Here is a 17,852-nt window from a genome sequence, read left to right as displayed (position 1 = left end):
TTCGTTGGAGTAACTATACGTCTGCCCACTTATTTTACTTATAAAATTAACGACAGATGGCCATGAGAAAACCGACATTATTTTAAGTTATTGATAATTAATGATTTGTGTTGGTTTTTCTTGATTGGTACTAGTGAGGTAGTTCTCGTTGTTTGTTGAAAGTAACGTTTTTGACGTAAACGTTTTTAACGAAATTTACGAGTATGTATTTTCGAAAACATTGATTTCACACAATGGAATTGTGGTCATGTATGTGTATCATGGCGGTAATAACAATCTTTCTCATTATCAGTCACGAATTGGGCATTTATGAAACTCTCACAACTCGAGCAAGGAAAAGCGGCTTCTATTGTTGCACTAACAGGCTTAACACCGGACGTTAGAAAAAAACTTATGGTTATGGGCATGTTGCCAAAAACTGAGGTGACGCTAATCCGTCGTGCGCCGATGGGTGATCCACTTCAAGTGGAGGTGAGAGGTGTTTCTATCGCCATTCGTGAAAGCATTGCAGAACAAATCGAGGTTATCTAAATGGATTATCAAGTTCTTACCGTTGGTAACCCGAATAGTGGTAAAACAACATTATTTAACGCCTTAACTGGTGCTAAGCAGCACGTTGGTAACTGGGTTGGTGTAACCGTAGAAAAGAAGACGGGTTTGTATTCGCACGCTGGTGATCAGTTTCAGCTAACGGATTTACCGGGTATCTACGCACTAGACAGTGGTAATGATGCGAACAGTATCGATGAATCTATCGCGTCTCGTGCTGTGCTAACTCACCCTGCAGATGTGATCATCAATGTTGTAGATGCAAGCTGCTTAGAACGAAGCTTATACATGACATTACAATTACGAGAGTTGGGTCGCCCAATGATCGTTGTATTGAACAAGATGGATGTATTAAAGCGTGAGCGTCAGGTGATTAACCTTAAAGCGCTAGAGAAAGAGCTTGGCTGTCCAGTTTTAAGCTTGTCTGCAAACGACAAAGGCCAAGTTGCACGTTTTAAAGAGCGTCTGCATAAACTGCTTGTTCAAGGTGTGAGTCTTGATCCTATATCTATTGATTACGATGCCGCGTTAGAAGCTCTTATCCCTTCTGTTGAGTCACAATTTGATGATGCTGACGTATCTTACCGAGCTCTGGCTATTCGTGCTTTAGAAAATGATTACTTAGTATTGAACGGATTGGCTCCTCAAACTCGTACTCAAATTGACAGTGTTCGTCTTGGTGCCGATTTCGATATTGACCTTGCTGTTGCTGACGCTAAATACACTTTCTTACATGACCTTTGTAAACGTGTTCGTCGCAGTGAAGGAAAACTAAGCCGTAACTTTACTGAGAAAGCAGACCAATTCATTTTGAATAAATGGGTCGGTATTCCTTTCTTCTTCGTCATCATGTACCTAATGTTCATGTTCTCTATCAATATCGGTAGTGCGTTTATCGACTTCTTTGATATTGGTGTTGGCGCAATATTAGTTGATGGTGGACACCACTTATTAGATGGCCATCTACCGGTTTGGCTAGTCACCATTCTTGCCGATGGCATCGGCGGTGGTATTCAAACGGTTGCGACCTTTATTCCGGTTATTGCCGCGCTTTACTTGTTCTTAGCGGTATTAGAAAGCTCGGGTTACATGGCTCGTGCGGCATTTGTACTTGATAAAGTAATGCAGAAGATTGGCTTACCGGGCAAAGCATTTGTACCGCTTGTACTGGGCTTTGGTTGTAACGTGCCTTCAATTATGGCGACGCGTACTCTTGACCAAGAACGCGAACGTAAACTGGCTGCATCAATGGCGCCGTTTATGTCATGTGGTGCTCGTCTTCCGGTGTACGCACTGTTCGCAGCAGCATTCTTCCCTGGCGCGGGACAAAACGTGGTATTCGCTCTGTACATCATGGGTATTGTTGCTTCTGTGTTTACGGGTCTGTTCCTTAAGAACACCATCTATCCAGGTAGCAGCGATAGCTTAGTAATGGAAATGCCGGATTACGAGTTGCCGACCGTGCAAAACGTGATGCTGAAAACTTGGCAGAAGCTGAAACGTTTCGTGCTTGGCGCAGGTAAAACCATCGTAATGGTTGTGGCTATTCTTAGCTTCCTGAACTCATTAGGTATGGACGGCAGTTTTGGTAACGAAGACAGCGAAAGCTCAGTGCTATCTAAAGCGGCTCAAGTTGTGACTCCAGTGTTCCAACCTATTGGTATTACTGAAGAGAACTGGCCTGCAACGGTTGGTATTATTACGGGTATTTTTGCGAAAGAAGCCGTTGTTGGTACATTAAACAGCTTGTACACCACACCATCAGATGAAGAAGCGGCTGAATTCGATTTAGCAGCAAGCTTGCAAGAAGCCGTCATGACCATCCCTGAAAACCTAGCTGGTTTGAGCTATTCAGATCCATTAGGCATTGAAGTGGGCGACTTGTCTGACTCAAGCTCTGTGGCTGCGGATCAAGAGGTTGATACCTCGATCTTTGGTAACTTGAAAGACAAGTTTGTATCAGGCCACGCTGCGTTTGCTTACTTGATTCTTATCCTGCTTTACACACCTTGTGTTGCTGCGATGGGCGCTTATGTTCGTGAGTTTGGTCAGACGTTTGCCCGCTTCATTGCGGTGTGGACAATGGCTCTTGGTTACTTCGGTGCAACCTTCTACTACCAAGCAGCAAATTTCGCAGTACATCCAGTGAGTAGTGCTGTGTGGATGGTGGCAATTGCTGGTGGCTTTGTGGTGACGTATCGCGTCTTCAAGAAAATTGGCAGTAAGCAAAAAGCGCTAGAGGTGCAAGTAGTATGATTTTAACTGAACTTCATCAATACATTGATAACGAAGGTGTTGCTGCTCGTAGTGAACTCGCGTCTAAGTTTGGAATGAGCGAAGACGGTGTCGATGCGATGCTGAGTGTGTGGGTCAAGAAAGGTAAGGTATCTCGCTTGGTCGATACCAACAAGCATGGACATACAACTCGTATTCGTTACACCATCAGCAAACAAGATGGTTTGTCACTGAATGTGATGATGTAGTTCAGATCTTCATACTCTCGTTGAAAACGGCGAGATTAGACAATAAAAAAGCCGCTCACCTATTTTAGATGAGCGGCTTTTTGTCATGTGTCTATTCTGAACAGCCTTGCTTTAAAGCGTAATGAGATGAAATCGAATTACGCTTTCTTGAAGATAGAGCTCAGCGATAAAACGTTTTGAATGCGAGTATGGATTGCGGCTTGTTGTTCTTCACTGCGCTGCTCGCCTTTGGTGTTGCCCCATACTGGACCTGGCCACGCGATATCGTCTTTGAAACGTGCAATATGGTGAATGTGCAGTTGTGGCACCATGTTACCCAGAGCGCCTAGGTTTAACTTGTCTGGTTGGAATGTCGCTTCTAATGCTTGGCTTACCGCTTGAGACTCAAGCAAGAACTGCTGCTGTTCTTTCATTGGTAGATGATGCAGTTCTTTTAGGTTGGCACGTTTTGGTACCAAGATAACCCAAGGCACAGCACTGTCTTTGCTTAGCAGCGCCAAGCTTAGTGGAAATTCGCCAATAAGCGTGGTGTCTTTTGCTAACTGTGGGTGAAGTTCAAAGCTCATTATTATTATCCATTTCGATTTCTTGAGGTCATACCGATCACAGTAAGTAAATGATCAGAAATAGCGCAGGAAAAAGGTTTGAGAACAAGGCAGATTTTTTTGATAAGTAGTTATTCTACAATCAAAAATTCTAACGCAGTTATCGAGCGTTTTAACCAGCTAGGATGATTAGTTATTTACTACGATTGGTATCAGTATACGTTAGATAAAACAAAAGGTTGATGCTCTCACATCAACCTTTGTATTTATTCATTGTAACCCGAAGGGAATTACATGCGCTCTAGAGTTTCGATACCTAGAAGAGACAGACCTTGCTTGATAGTCTTAGCTGTCAGTGCAGCAAGCTTCAGGCGGCTCTGTTTAACTGTTTCATCTTCAGCCACAAGGATAGGGCACGCCTCGTAGAAGCTAGAGAATTGACCAGCAAGTTCGAACAGGTAGCTACACATGATGTGCGGTTGACCTTCACGAGCAACAGACTGTACCGCTTCTTCAAATTGTAGAAGTTTCGCGATAAGTGCTTTCTCTTTCTCTTCAGTGATTTTGATTTCACCTTCAAGAGAGTCCATAGAAATGCCTGCTTTAGCAAAGATTGAAGCTACACGAGTGTACGCGTACTGCATGTACGGTGCTGTGTTGCCTTCAAATGCCAGCATGTTTTCCCAGTCGAACACGTAATCAGTGGTACGGTGCTTAGAAAGGTCTGCGTATTTAACAGCCGCCATTGCAACTGTGTTTGCGATGGTTTTCTTCTCGTCTTCTGCTAGCTCAGGGTTTTTAGATTCAATCAGTTGAGTTGCACGCACTTCTGCTTCGTCCAGAAGATCAGCAAGACGCACTGTACCGCCCGCACGAGTTTTAAATGGCTTACCATCTTTACCTAGCATCATGCCAAACGCGTGGTGCTCAAGAGATACAGATTCAGGAACATAACCCGCTTTACGAACGATAGTCCAAGCTTGCATTAGGTGTTGGTGCTGACGAGAGTCAATGAAGTAAAGTACGCGGTCTGCGCCCAGTTCTTCAAAACGGTATTTAGCACAGGCAATATCGGTGGTGGTGTATAGGAAGCCACCGTCACGTTTTTGCACGATAACGCCCATCGGGTCGCCATCTTTGTTTTTGTATTCGTCTAGGAATACAACTTGTGCGCCGTCAGACTCTTTTGCTAGACCTTGTGTTTGTAGGTCAGAAACGATGTTTGAAAGCATATGGTTGTACATACTTTCACCCATTACATCATCACGTGTCAGTGATACGTTCAGGCGATCGTAGTTACGTTGGTTTTGAACCATGGTTACGTCAACCAGCTTTTTCCACATTTCAGCGCAGTATTCGTCGCCGCTTTGCAGTTTCACTACGTAGCCACGTGCTTTCACTGCGAATTCTTCGTCTTCGTCGTAAAGCTTTTTAGATTCACGGTAGAACTGCTCAAGATCTGAAAGTTCCATTGAAACTTCGCCAGTTTCAGCTTGGATGCGCTCAAGGTTTGCGATAAGCATACCGAATTGAGTGCCCCAGTCACCAATGTGGTTAGCACGGATAACTTTGTGGCCTAAGAACTCTAGTGTACGAACAACAGCATCACCGATGATCGTTGAACGTAGGTGGCCAACGTGCATTTCTTTTGCAACGTTTGGTGCTGAGTAGTCAGCAACAATGGTTTGTGCTTCAGCCGCTGTAACACCAAGGCGAGAGTCAGCCAGTGCTGCGTCTGCTTGTTGTGCTAGGAATGCTTCATCTAGGAAGATGTTTAGGAAACCTGGACCTGCGATTTCAACTTTAGAAGCGATACCGTCTAGGTTTAGAACGTCCAATACTTTTTGAGCAAATTCTCGAGGGTTAGTGCCTAGTCGTTTAGCAACGCCCATAACGCCGTTTGCTTGGTAGTCACCAAATTGTGGTTTTGCAGATTGGCGAACAGCCGCAGGAGAGCCTGCAGGTGCGCCAGCGGCTTCTAGAGCCTGAGATACTTTGTCATTAATCAGTGCTTGGATATTCACACGCGTTTCCTTCAATTCAAGGATGAATAAGAGTGGCCGTTATTTCGTGGGTATTAAATTTGGTTAATTATGCTTCGAGTTAACGATTTAATGCCGAAATGAACAACAGACTCTGTTTAAGTTCACAAAAATGGCGGTAATCATACCAATTTTGTGGGGTTTCTTATAGGTCGAATTGATAGAAAATTAACATTTCCTGAGGGGTTTTTGACAATCGACTTTGACCAAGCCAAGTTTGTCTATTTAGGAAAGTAAGACACCGTACTTTTTGAACGTTTTTTTGTAAAAGCAACGCTTGTTGCTGAAAGTAAAACTGATACCATGCAGCCATTATTTGGAGAACAAAGACAATGACGATGAGCCTGAAGCAAGCCGAACTAGAACCACAACAAATGATTGCGCGCCTTGATACGTTTATGGCGAAAATTGAGAACCTAGAAAATGCATTGGGTTTAGATTTAAGCTTTGCTCAAGCGGATCATATTGCATTAAGAATCAATGAAACTGAGCTTGCGAAATCAGCTCATCTGGCTTGGTCTGAATATGGCTCTACGATTTCAGAAGCGATGATCAATGGCCGTCCAATTGTGGTGTTGGCTTTCGATGAGCCATTGCAAAGCCTTGGTTGGAAGATTGAGTGCTTAGAGTTGCCATATCCAGCAGAAGGTAAAATTTATCCATGCCAAGATTGGGAACATGTCGAGTTTGTGATTCCTTCTCACGCGCAAACGGCTGATGAGTATCTGGCGGATCTTAAAGAGACTTACCCGCAGTTCGCTGCTAAGTTTGAAACTTTGGCAGAGCAAGGCATTAAGGTAAAACTCTCTAGCCCGAAAGGCGAGGGTGAACGTTTGAATAACCCAACGGTGGCTTTTAAACATCAAGGCATTTGTATTAAGCTGCATCCACACTCTTTGAAGAAGATTGTTGAGTCAGAACAGGTTTAATTTGAGCCGAGAATAGTTGGGAATCTCTAAAAGCTAGTCTAATCACCAGATACAAAAAACGCGCAATGGGTTAACCCTGTTGCGCGTTTTTTATTGGGTTCTAACTGGAAGTATTACTTAAATAAGCGACTTACAGAATCACAGTCTTGTTACCGTAAACAAACACGTGATCATTGATCACTTTGTTTAAAGCCTTACTCAACACGTTCTTCTCTACGTCACGACCGGCTTGAGCCATGTCTTTCGCACTGAAGTTGTGATCCACTGGAATCACGTCTTGCTTGATGATTGGCCCTTCATCGAGATCGTTTGTCACGAAGTGCGCTGTTGCGCCAATGATTTTTACGCCGCGCTCATAAGCTTGTTGGTATGGTTTAGCACCAATGAATGCTGGTAAGAAGCTGTGGTGAATGTTGATGATTTTGTGGTTGTACTTCTCAACAAACCCCGGAGTCAGCACTCGCATGTATTTAGCAAGCACCAGATAGTCCGCCTCGTACTGGTCAATCACTTCAAGCATCTTCTTCTCATGTTCTTCACGGTTTAATCCTTCGTGAGAAACATGATGATAAGGAATATCAAAACGCTCGGTTAAGCTTTGCAGAGTATCGTAGTTGCCAACCACCGCTGCGATTTCGACATCTAAGCTGCCATCAAAGGTTTTCATTAGAATATCGCCAAGGCAGTGAGCTTCTTTAGTCACGAGTATCACGACACGCTTACGAGAAGAGCCCATCAGCTTACGTTTCGCATTCTCTGGCAGCGCTTGGTCTAAATCGGCAAGCAAGGTTTCGTCATTGAAGTAACCCTCTAGCTCGGTACGCATAAAGAAGTGGCCGCTAGTGTTATCAACGAACTCATTGTTGTGAATAATATTGAGTTGGTGCTTGTAACAAATGTTGGTGATCTTTGAGATGAGGCCTGGGGCGTCAGTACAATGTGTTAATAAAGTTTTTCTTTCCATTTGCATCTTACTTCCATGAAATGTTGCACTTATTATATGAAATCGGGATTCTTCAAATTTAATGCAGGCCGTCGAACGGTGAACTGAGCCGCAATATCACCGTTATAATTAATCTATTATCAATTTGGTTTCAACAAAATCTACCGTTCATTTAGGGGATTAATAAATTGAGAAGCTTAATAAATTCAGGTAGAGGTTAGATTTCTGACGGTTTTAACCGATATTCTCGGTCAAGTTTCACTAGAGCGAGCCAACATTTCAGCCATGCATAGGTGATCATTTATGGATAAAGAGTTACTAGCGAAAAAGTTGTATTGTAAGCGTGTAAATTCATTAGTGGGTGATGTTCAGGTGGACGGCAACGTTCTTGATGAAATGTGGGAAAACAAGGCCTCTCCGACTGATGCTGCTAAAGCTATGCAACCAAGTGATTCCGGTTTTTCTGGTGCGCCTTGGTTATCTCGTTATTTGAATCGCAAGTAGTTAAACAACCCTTTCATTTGTTTTGGGCTAGGTTGGTAAGAAGGACTTAGCCTGCCATGTTCTATTCGATAGACACCTCCGGTGCGCAGTCATTTCTGATTCGCGCCGGCTCACTAAACCTGCCATAATTCGCCTTCTTATTTTTCTAAACCTCGTACTTTATGATATCTAAAACGTTTTCTGCTGATGGTGCTCTGGGCAAAGCGATCCCAGGGTTTCAACCACGACAAGCTCAGTTAGACATGGCTGAAGCGGTGTCACAAGCCATTCAGCAACAGAGTCAGTTAGTTGTTGAAGCTGGGACGGGTACCGGTAAGACATTTGCTTACCTAGTACCTGCATTGCTTAGCGGTAAGAAAGTCATCATTAGTACGGGGTCTAAAAACCTGCAAGAACAGCTATTTCACCGTGACTTACCATTGATGGTCGATGCGCTTGGCTTTTATGGTCAGGTTGCTTTGCTGAAAGGTCGCTCAAACTATTTATGTTTGGATAGACTGAGCCGCCAAATGATTGAAAGTCATGGCACTCATACCGATCCAACACTGCTGGCTCAGTTAGTCAAAGTGCGCAGTTGGTCGTCGGCGACTCAAACTGGTGATTTAGGCGATTGCGATGATATTGCTGAAGATAGCCCGGTTATTCCAACCATTACCTCAACTAACGACAACTGCTTAGGTAAAGAATGCCCAAGCTACACCGATTGCTTTGTGCTGAAAGCGCGTAAAAAAGCGATGGATTCGGATGTTGTCGTGGTCAACCACCACCTGTTTCTCGCAGATTTAGCGATCAAGGAAACCGGGTTTGGTGAGCTGATACCTGAAGCCGATGTGTTTATCTTCGATGAAGCGCACCAACTTCCCGATATCGCCAGTCAGTACTTCGGACAATCAGTATCAAGCCGACAAATCCAAGAGCTAGCTAAAGACATTGAAATCGCCTATCGAACTGAAGCTAAAGACATGCGTCAGTTGCAAAAGGTTGGCGAGAGGCTAATTCAATCAGCTGCTGACCTACGTATTGTGCTCGGTGACACAGGATTTCGCGGTAACTGGCGTGAGGCGTTGAAGTCAGAGTCGATCGCGAGAGAGTTGGTTCGTTTACAAGATGCGTTGCAACTGGCCGTCGATGTATTGAAATTAGCATTGGGTCGAAGCCAGTTGTTAGACACGGCTTTCGAGCGTGCAACCATGATTAAGTCACGTATCGAACGTGTGTGTGATGTGTCGATTACCGGTTATTCCTATTGGTATGACACAACGCCCCGACAATTTGCTTTGCATATCACGCCTCTTTCAGTTGCCGATAAATTCCACGAACAAATCGAGCTTAAACCGGGTGCTTGGGTGTTTACTTCAGCAACGCTAGCGGTGTCGGATGATTTCGATCACTTCACCTCTCGACTTGGATTAAAGCCGTCGGCACAATTTTCACTGCCGAGCCCATTTGATTATCCGAATCAGGCTCGCTTGTGTGTGCCTCGCTACCTTCCAGAGCCAAATAGTCCAGGCTTGGCTGACAAATTAGTCAGAATGCTGGCTCCCGTGATTGAGCAAAACCAAGGTCGTTGTTTCTTTTTGTGTACCTCACACAGCATGATGAAAGAGTTGGGCGAGCGATTCCGTGAAACGCTTACTGTACCCGTTCTATTGCAAGGTGAGACCAGTAAGCAAAAAACCTTAGCGGAATTCATGGAATTAGGTAACGCATTGCTGGTAGCCACGGGGGCATTCTGGGAGGGGATCGATGTTAGGGGCGACGCATTAAGCTGTGTTATCATCGATAAATTGCCCTTTACCGCCCCAGACGACCCGTTACTTAAGGCTCGAATCGAGGATTGTAAGCTAAAAGGGGGTGATCCTTTTGCACAAGTGCAGTTACCAGACGCAGTGATTACCTTGAAACAAGGTGTTGGCCGATTAATACGTGATAAGCGTGATAATGGCGCTTTGATTATTTGCGATAACCGCTTGGTGACCCGTGATTACGGTGGTGTATTTTTGGCGAGTTTACCGCCTATCCCACGTACCCGTGACTTAGGGATCATTAAAGAATTCTTAGCTAAAGACCATTCAACCGCTGCTGAGTAATTGGCATTGTTGAACTTAGCCATTATTTTTAGATTAGATAACGAATATTTGAGACACGAATGAGCGCGAAAATTCTTGCAGTAGATACCGCAACTGAAAACTGTTCAGTTGCACTAGTAATGGGTGACCAGGTATTCGCACGTAGCGAAGAGGCTCCTCGAGACCATACGAAAAAAATTCTACCTATGGTTGATGAAGTACTGAAAGAAGCGAACATCGCTTTAACCGATATTGACGCAATCGCGTTTGGCCAAGGCCCAGGCAGCTTCACGGGTGTACGTATTGGTATTGGTATTGCTCAAGGCTTAGCTTTTGGTGCTGATTTACCGATGATCGGTGTTTCTACACTGGCAGCGATGGCGCAGGGCAGCTACCGTAAATTTGGTGAAACTCACGTAGCAACAGCGATTGATGCACGCATGAGTGAAGTGTACTGGGCTCGTTACAGCCGTGAACAAGACGGTCGTTGGACTGCAGTTGATGCTGAATGTGTCACACCTCCAAGCGAATTGGCTGCGCAGCTTGAAGTGGATTCTGAGACATGGGCAAAAGTAGGCACCGGTTGGGAAGCATACGCCGAGCACATGGACACACTAGCGATCAACACTAAAGCGTGTGAGGTTCTGTTCCCAGAAGCTCAAGATATGGCGTTCCTTGCTCAATTTGCTTACGCAGAAGGTAAAGAGGTTGCAGCAGAAGAGTCTGAGCCAGTTTATCTTCGTGATAAAGTGACGTGGAAAAAACTGCCAGGTCGAGAGTAAGCCTCTTGGCCGCAAGTGAATTATAATTAAGGCGTGTTATTTTACGCCTTAATTTGGCTCTGTAGTTCATCCTGTAGAGCCGAGATTAAAGTCAGATACACAATCATTAATATCAGGTAATAAACTCTTTAAGCATGGTTTCAATAAACGGCTTACCTCCTTCTTCGATAGGTAATACATCTAAAACCAATCGAACCAATAAAAAGAACGAGGTAAAAAAAGGCGATGCAAAAACCTCAGTTAGTCAGCCAACTAAGGTCGCGAATGCTGTCTCGCATTCGATTCGCCAAGTCAAAGAATCTGAGATCCACAAAGCTCAGGTTCAATATGATCTTCCAGAAGGGCGTGGACGACGTGCGATGGAGGAGTATATGGACGTGATGAATCAAGCTAAAAAAGAGGAACTTGCGAAGCTTATTGGGGTCGATATTTATATCTAGCTTTGTGCTTTCATTTATCCTTTTCTAAGGACCAGCATTATGTTTTCTCTCATGTCTAAATCTCGCTTATTTTTCCTTGTCGCCTTCTCTGCGATGGTGATGGGTTGCTCATCTCTACCAGAAGAACTTAATGCAAACTCTGAACAGGTGGTAACTGACTACCAAGAGTGGGTAAACACAGTGCCAGACGCTGGTGATGTTCGCTTAGGTGGTGTGATAGCTAAAGTCACTAACTTACAAGATAAGACTCGTGTTGAAGTGGTTAACTTACCGATCTCAAGTAACGGTAAACCAGATATTGATGCCGAGCCAAAAGGGCGTTTTGTTGGTTACATTGATGGTTACGTAGAACCTTTGAGCTTTGCTGAAGGCCGTTTAATCACCTTAGTTGGAACATCAAATGGCACTGAAGATGGCACCGTTGGTGAATATCCTTATACCTTCCCAGTAATGAATGTCTACAACCAACGCTTATGGCAGATCACCGAGCGAGTGGTCATCAACGATTTTGCGCCAACCTATTACTCTTGCCGCAGTTTGCATTGTCGCAGCTTTCAAACCATGCCTAAGTCAGGTCGTGTGATTCAAGATGTGGAATAGTCGAACCTGAGATCGACACACTAAACGATAGGGACACCATACAATCAATGATTGAAAAGTCATATTCCCTTGCGAGCGGGACGCTTGCAACACAACAGATTGGCAACCCGAAAACGACCGCAACGACGGTCGTTTTTATTCATGGTTGGCTAGATAATTCTGCAAGTTTCACTCAGGTTATGCCGCAAATAGCCAAGCTTTCTCCAGATACTCACCTCGTTGCTATCGATCTCTTCGGACACGGTTTCTCGTCGCATAAGCCGGGGAGTTATTACCCATTTCACGACTATATTGATGATTTGCATCAGTTGGTGACTAAATTATCGCCAAACAGACTGGTACTGGTAGGACATTCACTTGGTGCATTGATCGCAAGTTGCTATAGTGCCGCCTTTCCTGAAAAGGTGTCAGGATTAATTCAAATTGAAGGTCATGGACCTCTTTCAGAAGCTCCCCACGAAACAGTCTCTCGTTTGAGAGATGGGGTACTCAGTCGTCTTCGACAGCGAAGAAAGCCTTCACGTCCTCTGGCAAGTCTTGAGGATGCTATTAAGCTGAGAGCTCACGCCAATCAAATCAAAGCAGAACTCATTGCTCCTATTGTTGAACGAGGTATTGCCGAGTTTGATAACTCTTGGCAATGGCGATGCGACCCTAACCTAAAATGTGACTCGTTATATCGAATGTCACAAGCGCATGCTGAAGCGATCATGGCGGCTATTGAATGCCCTCAATTAATAGTTTTAGGAAATGATGGATTCCGACATTTGCAGCATAATCGCTACAAATCAGCCCATAGTTCTCTGAATATAGAGACTGTTCCTGGCGGGCATCATTGCCATTTAGAGAGCCCAGAGCTAGTTTCAGAGCTAATTCTTGGTGTAGTTAACAAAATTTAAACAAGTGTTTGAGCCTTTTAGTGCTCATGCACTAAAGCTGTGCTGTAATACCGCAATGATAAAAAGCGGCGAAGCAGTCGTCAGCTGATAAACGAGGAGTAACATAGTGGACAAACCTTGGCTTTCACGTTATCCAAGTGACGTACCAGAGACGATCAACCCAGATCAGTACCCATCTCTTATTGAAATGTTCGAACAGTCGGTACAGAAGTACGCAGACCAACCAGCATTCGAGAACATGGGGTCTATCATGACATTCCGTAAGCTTGAAGAGCGCAGTCGTGCTTTTGCTGCTTATTTGCAGAATGATCTAAAACTGAAGAAAGGCGATCGTGTCGCGCTTATGATGCCAAACTTGCTGCAATATCCAATTGCACTCTTTGGTGTACTGCGTGCAGGTATGATTGCAGTGAACGTCAACCCACTGTACACGCCTCGTGAACTTGAACACCAACTGAATGATTCTGGTGCAAAGGCGATTGTTATCGTTTCTAACTTTGCGAGCACACTAGAGAAAGTTGTTGATAAAACTCCGGTTAAACACGTTGTGCTAACCAGCTTGGGGCAAATGCTGCCACGAGCAAAAGGTACGATTGTCGACTTTGTAGTGAAATACGTAAAAGGCATGGTGCCTAAGTACGATCTGCCGGGTGCTATTTCATTCAGAAAAGCGCTGCATAAAGGCCGTCGCCTACAGTATGTGAAGCCATTTATGGCTGGCGATGACATCGCATTCCTACAGTACACGGGTGGTACAACGGGCGTAGCGAAGGGCGCAATTCTAACGCACCGCAACATGATTGCGAACGTACTTCAAGCGAAAGGGGCATATAGCCCAGTACTGCAAGAAGGTCGCGAATTAGTCGTAACGGCACTGCCGCTTTACCACGTGTTTGCACTGACTGTGAACTGCTTACTGTTTGTTGAAATGGGCGGTCGTAACCTTCTGATTACTAACCCTCGTGACATTCCTGGCTTTATTAAAGAGCTGCAAAAGGTTCCATTTACCGCGATTACTGGCGTAAACACCTTGTTCAATGCGCTAGTCAATAACGAAGATTTCCACGAGTTGGATTTCAGTAATATGCGTTTATCTGTTGGCGGTGGTATGGCGGTTCAACGCGCTGTTGCTGAGCAGTGGAAGAAAGCGACAGGTGTCCACCTACTTGAAGGCTATGGTTTAACCGAATGTGCTCCTTTGGTCACGGGTAACCCATATGATCTGAAAGACTACACAGGTGCAATCGGTCTACCAGTACCTTCAACAGAAGTTCGTATTGTTGATGATGAAGGTAAAGTGGTTGGTAATGACCAAGTGGGTGAATTGCAGGTTCGTGGTCCTCAAGTGATGCAAGGCTACTGGCAACGTCCAGAAGCGACCAAAGAAGTGATCGACCAAGACGGTTGGTTATCGACTGGTGATATCGTTAAGTTTGATGACGAAGGCTTGTTGTACATCGTAGACCGTAAGAAAGACATGATTCTAGTGTCGGGCTTCAACGTTTACCCGAACGAGATCGAAGACGTAGTGGCTCTGCATGGCAAAGTGTTAGAAGTTGCGGCTATCGGCCAACCTCATGAGGTGTCTGGTGAGCTGGTTAAGATTTACGTTGTGAAACGTGACCCTAGCCTAACCAAAGAAGACATTATCGCGCACTGCCGTGAACACCTAACAGGTTACAAGATCCCTAAATTGATTGAGTTCCGTGAAGAACTACCAAAAACCAATGTAGGCAAAATCTTGCGCCGAGTGCTTCGTGAAGAAAACGACGCAGAGCTTGCCAAACGCGCAAGCGAGTAACGAGCTCATTTACGAGAAGATGATGCACCACAAGCCATAGCAGCGCTTAATCTAAGCGAGCGCTGAAAAATGGTGTTAGAATGCCGACAGTTAATGTCGGCATTTTTGTATCCGGCGATCAAAGTAAAATCAGTGAGAGTTTTTGTGGATTATCAAATCATTACCCAAGTTAAAGACCTTGAGCGAGTTTGCCAACAAGCACGTGAAGCCGATGTTGTTATGCTTGATACAGAGTTCGTTCGTACAAGAACCTATTACCCTCAATTAGGCTTAATTCAGTTATTTGATGGTGAAACGCTGTCACTGATTGATCCTATTGCTCTTGATGAAATGACCCCGTTTGTTGGGCTGTTGAAAGACACTTCAGTACTGAAAGTGTTACATGCGTGTGGCGAAGATCTAGAAGTATTCCAGAACGCATTTGGCTGTACGCCAACACCAATGGTTGATACGCAGATCATGGCAGCCTTCTTAGGTCATGGTCTTTCAACTGGCTTTGCGGCTCTAGTTTCTGAGTTTGTAGGTGTCGACCTAGATAAGAGTGAATCTCGTACTGACTGGCTAGCGCGTCCGCTTTCTCAAAAGCAACTCGACTACGCAGCGGCAGACGTTCACTACTTGATGCCAATGTACAACAAGCTTCTCGAAAAAGTGATGGAAGCAGGCTGGTGGGAAGCGGCGCAACAAGAGTCTGATTTACAAGTGGCTAAGCGCATTCGTAAAGCAAACCCAGACAATGCTTACCTTGATATTAAAGGCGCGTGGCAGCTAAAACCTCAGCAGTTAGCGATTTTAAGACCTCTAGCAACTTGGCGTTTAAAAGAAGCGATTAAGCGTGATTTAGCGTTGAACTTTGTCTTTAAAGAACAAGACCTATGGGCCGTAGCTCGATTCGCAATGAAAGATCCTAAGCATATGGAGCAGGAAGGGTTTGATTACCGCTCTGTACGTCGCCATGGCGCGAAGATCAGCTCAATCGTGAAATTGGCTGAGCATACGCCAGAAGAAGAGTACCCAGCGCCAGTAGAACGTCTAATGGACTACCCAGGTTACAAGCAACTCTTCAAAGTGCTGAAAGATGAAGTAAAAACCGCATCACAACACAGTGGTTTAGCGACTGAGTTTTTGGCATCGAAGAAGCAACTTAATCAAGTGTTAAGCTGGATTTGGAAGTACGATCGTAATCCAGAGAAGCTGCCTGATGTAATGCAAGGTTGGCGTCTAGATGTCGTTGGCGAGAAGCTAAATAAAGCAATCAAGTAACTTTAGTTTTGTAGTAAGCAACGAATGCTTTAGAGATAAAAGTTTCAGACACAAAAAAGAGAGCCTAGGCTCTCTTTTTTATTGAGTATTGATAAGCACAGCTCAGGCTCGACTTATCGATCTTCTTCTGGAAGCTTAACGTTCAGCTCTAATACTGAGATGTCGTCATCTTTATGTTCGAATGTCAGATCAACCATTGATGGATCGACTTCAACGTACTTCGCAATACACTTCAAGATGTCTTCTTTCAGTTGCGGCAAGTATGACGGTGCAGGGTCGTCATGGCTGCGTCGCTCGGCAACAATGATCTGCAAACGCTCTTTGGCTAGGTTTGCGGTTGTCTTTTTCTGTGGTCTAAAAAACTCTAATAATGACATTGCGTATTAGCCCCCGAACAGTCTTTTGAAGATGCCTTTCTTCTGTTCCGTTAAGAAACGGAAGTCCACTTGGCTACCCAGTAGTCGCTCTACAGTATCATTGTAAGCCATACCTGCGTCTGTTGCTTCGTCAAAGATAACTGGCACACCCTTGTTCGATGCGTTCAGTACTGCTTGGCTCTCTGGAATCACGCCCAGTAGAGAGATGTGCAGGATTTCTTCAACGTCTTCAACACTTAGCATCTCACCTTGAGTTACGCGTGCTGGATTGTAGCGAGTCAGTAGAAGGTGTGTTTTCACTGGCTCCAAGCCGTCTTCTGAACGACGAGATTTAGAGTCAAGAATACCTAGAATTCGGTCTGAATCTCGTACAGAAGAGACTTCAGGGTTAGTCGTTACAATCGCTTCATCAGCGAAATACAACGCCATCAGAGCGCCTTGCTCGATACCCGCAGGAGAATCACAGATGATGAAATCAAAGCCCATTTCATCCAATTCATCAAACACACGACGAACGCCATCTTTTGTTAGTGCGTCTTTGTCACGAGTTTGAGAAGCAGGAAGAATGAACAGGTTCTCTGTACGCTTGTCTTTGATCATCGCTTGGTTCAGCGTCGCTTCACCATTGATAACATTGACGAAGTCGTACACAACACGACGCTCACAACCCATGATTAAATCTAGGTTACGCAGACCGATATCAAAGTCGATGACTGCGGTTTTCTTCCCTTTTAAAGCCAGACCTGAGGCAATAGCTGCACTGGAGGTCGTTTTGCCTACCCCGCCTTTACCCGACGTTACAACGATAATGCGTGCCATTCTGTTTTCCTTTTATTTCTCTTATATTGCGAGGACATCAACGTGTAATACATCGTTTGCCATACTGAACATGGTTTTCTTCTGCCAGTACTCGCTTTCAATTTGATCGCTGAGCCAGTAATTTCCTGCAATGGAAACCAGCTCGGCTTGTAAATCATTACAAATTATTTTTGCTTCAGTTTGACCACTTGCACCTGCAATCGCACGGCCACGTAAAGTACCATGAATGTGGATGCTGCCATCGGCAATCACTTCTGCACCTGCACTTACGTGGCTAAGAATCAGCAAATCACCATCTTTCGCATACACCTGCTGACCAGAACGTATCGGGGTTCTCACCACCTTTATCGGGGCCATCTTCGCCGGAGCTTGAGAAGGAGATTTACTTGCTGTCATCACGGCAAAACCTGCATCTCTGGCTAAGTTTTGCATGCGTTTATCTGAACAGCCAGCCACACCAACCGGTATCATACCCGCTTGAGATATACCATTTTTCAGTTGCACGAAATCTATATCGCCCGCGACTTTGCTAATGTTGATAATAACCGGCGCAGCTGCGAAAAAAGTGGGTGCTTGGTCTACTTTCTCTTGAAGAAAAGACACTGCATTTTCGACTTGATCATCGGATAAGTGCAAAACAGATAGCGTGAAACTGCTACCTTTTAGATCTGGGTTACTAGACATCGAAAAACTACAGGACCTCAATAGCGGATTGGTACAATTTCTTTATCAATAAAATAAAGGGCATTGCCTGAAACTAGGTTTATCATGTTATATTCCCAAACCAAGCACAGCAAGTAATCTTGT

The 17,852-nt window shown here is 44.6% G+C and carries 18 protein-coding genes; 12 read left to right on the top strand and 6 right to left on the bottom strand.

Going from position 1 to position 17,852, the window contains the following annotated elements:
- Positions 1–309: 309 nt before the first annotated feature.
- From L3V33_RS09845 to L3V33_RS09835, 3 genes are read left to right on the top strand one after another with little or no spacing between them, the layout of a single operon-like run.
- Positions 310–531: a FeoA family protein gene (locus tag L3V33_RS09845; RefSeq protein ID WP_004734203.1), complete on the top strand. Its 222-nt coding sequence runs from the start codon at positions 310–312 to the stop codon at positions 529–531.
- Positions 532–2,805, top strand: coding sequence for a Fe(2+) transporter permease subunit FeoB (gene feoB / locus L3V33_RS09840; RefSeq protein ID WP_065204985.1), 2,274 nt, complete (start codon positions 532–534; stop codon positions 2,803–2,805).
- Positions 2,802–3,032, top strand: a complete 231-nt coding sequence (locus L3V33_RS09835; RefSeq protein WP_004734201.1) for a FeoC-like transcriptional regulator — start codon at positions 2,802–2,804, stop codon at positions 3,030–3,032. Before feoB ends, L3V33_RS09835 begins: the two co-directional genes overlap by 4 nt.
- 137 nt (positions 3,033–3,169) lie before the next feature.
- Here the strand turns inward: L3V33_RS09835 and L3V33_RS09830 are convergent, their stop codons facing one another.
- Both L3V33_RS09830 and argS read right to left on the bottom strand, forming a co-directional pair.
- Positions 3,170–3,598, bottom strand: coding sequence for an HIT domain-containing protein (locus L3V33_RS09830; protein WP_017088030.1), 429 nt, complete (start codon positions 3,596–3,598; stop codon positions 3,170–3,172).
- Positions 3,599–3,867: 269 nt separating this feature from the next.
- Positions 3,868–5,601, bottom strand: a complete 1,734-nt coding sequence (argS, locus tag L3V33_RS09825; protein ID WP_017088029.1) for an arginine--tRNA ligase — start codon at positions 5,599–5,601, stop codon at positions 3,868–3,870.
- A 350-nt stretch (positions 5,602–5,951) separates the two neighbouring features.
- Between argS and L3V33_RS09820 the strand changes: the two genes are divergently transcribed.
- Positions 5,952–6,548: a VOC family protein gene (locus L3V33_RS09820; RefSeq protein WP_065204984.1), complete on the top strand. Its 597-nt coding sequence runs from the start codon at positions 5,952–5,954 to the stop codon at positions 6,546–6,548.
- Between the two features lie 130 nt (positions 6,549–6,678).
- Here the strand turns inward: L3V33_RS09820 and purU are convergent, their stop codons facing one another.
- Positions 6,679–7,512 carry a formyltetrahydrofolate deformylase gene (gene purU, locus L3V33_RS09815; protein ID WP_054547433.1) on the bottom strand — a complete coding sequence of 278 codons (834 nt, stop codon included), beginning with the start codon at positions 7,510–7,512 and terminating at the stop codon, positions 6,679–6,681.
- 282 nt (positions 7,513–7,794) lie between these two features.
- On the opposite strand from purU, the gene L3V33_RS09810 reads away from it, so the two are divergent.
- The 8 genes from L3V33_RS09810 to rnd all read left to right on the top strand — a co-directional run bounded on the left by L3V33_RS09810 (position 7,795) and on the right by rnd (position 15,849).
- Positions 7,795–7,995 (top strand): hypothetical protein, encoded by a 201-nt coding sequence (locus L3V33_RS09810; RefSeq protein WP_054547191.1) that lies wholly within the window; start codon positions 7,795–7,797, stop codon positions 7,993–7,995.
- A gap of 161 nt (positions 7,996–8,156) precedes the next feature.
- The gene (locus tag L3V33_RS09805) at positions 8,157–10,085 is read left to right on the top strand and encodes an ATP-dependent DNA helicase (RefSeq protein WP_237290323.1); all 1,929 of its coding nucleotides are present in this window, start codon (positions 8,157–8,159) and stop codon (positions 10,083–10,085) included.
- A 59-nt stretch (positions 10,086–10,144) separates the two neighbouring features.
- Positions 10,145–10,846, top strand: coding sequence for a tRNA (adenosine(37)-N6)-threonylcarbamoyltransferase complex dimerization subunit type 1 TsaB (gene tsaB / locus L3V33_RS09800; RefSeq protein ID WP_237290322.1), 702 nt, complete (start codon positions 10,145–10,147; stop codon positions 10,844–10,846).
- A 134-nt stretch (positions 10,847–10,980) separates the two neighbouring features.
- The gene (locus tag L3V33_RS09795) at positions 10,981–11,286 is read left to right on the top strand and encodes a chromosome partitioning protein ParA (RefSeq protein ID WP_237290321.1); all 306 of its coding nucleotides are present in this window, start codon (positions 10,981–10,983) and stop codon (positions 11,284–11,286) included.
- 39 nt (positions 11,287–11,325) lie between these two features.
- A complete protein-coding gene (locus tag L3V33_RS09790) occupies positions 11,326–11,886 on the top strand; it encodes a Slp family lipoprotein (RefSeq protein ID WP_237290320.1) in 561 nt (186 codons plus the stop codon).
- Positions 11,887–11,933: 47 nt separating this feature from the next.
- Positions 11,934–12,785 carry an alpha/beta hydrolase gene (locus tag L3V33_RS09785; protein ID WP_237290319.1) on the top strand — a complete coding sequence of 284 codons (852 nt, stop codon included), beginning with the start codon at positions 11,934–11,936 and terminating at the stop codon, positions 12,783–12,785.
- A 106-nt stretch (positions 12,786–12,891) separates the two neighbouring features.
- Positions 12,892–14,586 (top strand): long-chain-fatty-acid--CoA ligase FadD, encoded by a 1,695-nt coding sequence (fadD, locus tag L3V33_RS09780; RefSeq protein WP_004734190.1) that lies wholly within the window; start codon positions 12,892–12,894, stop codon positions 14,584–14,586.
- 144 nt (positions 14,587–14,730) lie between these two features.
- Complete coding sequence (gene rnd / locus L3V33_RS09775) at positions 14,731–15,849, top strand: ribonuclease D (RefSeq protein ID WP_032500282.1); 1,119 nt, start codon at positions 14,731–14,733, stop codon at positions 15,847–15,849.
- Positions 15,850–15,962: 113 nt separating this feature from the next.
- Here rnd and minE read toward each other — a convergent pair whose 3' ends face one another.
- From minE to minC, 3 genes are read right to left on the bottom strand one after another with little or no spacing between them, the layout of a single operon-like run.
- On the bottom strand, positions 15,963–16,226 hold the full coding sequence (minE, locus tag L3V33_RS09770; RefSeq protein WP_010436847.1) for a cell division topological specificity factor MinE: 264 nt from the start codon (positions 16,224–16,226) through the stop codon (positions 15,963–15,965).
- Between the two features lie 6 nt (positions 16,227–16,232).
- On the bottom strand, positions 16,233–17,045 hold the full coding sequence (minD, locus tag L3V33_RS09765) for a septum site-determining protein MinD (protein ID WP_009848498.1): 813 nt from the start codon (positions 17,043–17,045) through the stop codon (positions 16,233–16,235).
- Between the two features lie 21 nt (positions 17,046–17,066).
- A complete protein-coding gene (gene minC / locus L3V33_RS09760) occupies positions 17,067–17,729 on the bottom strand; it encodes a septum site-determining protein MinC (RefSeq protein WP_237290318.1) in 663 nt (220 codons plus the stop codon).
- Positions 17,730–17,852 lie beyond the last annotated feature (123 nt).

Origin of the sequence: Vibrio sp. A2-1 (assembly GCF_021728355.1) — a bacterium.
Lineage (GTDB): Bacteria > Pseudomonadota > Gammaproteobacteria > Enterobacterales > Vibrionaceae > Vibrio > Vibrio splendidus_K.
This window is presented reverse-complemented; position numbering and strand designations above follow the sequence as displayed.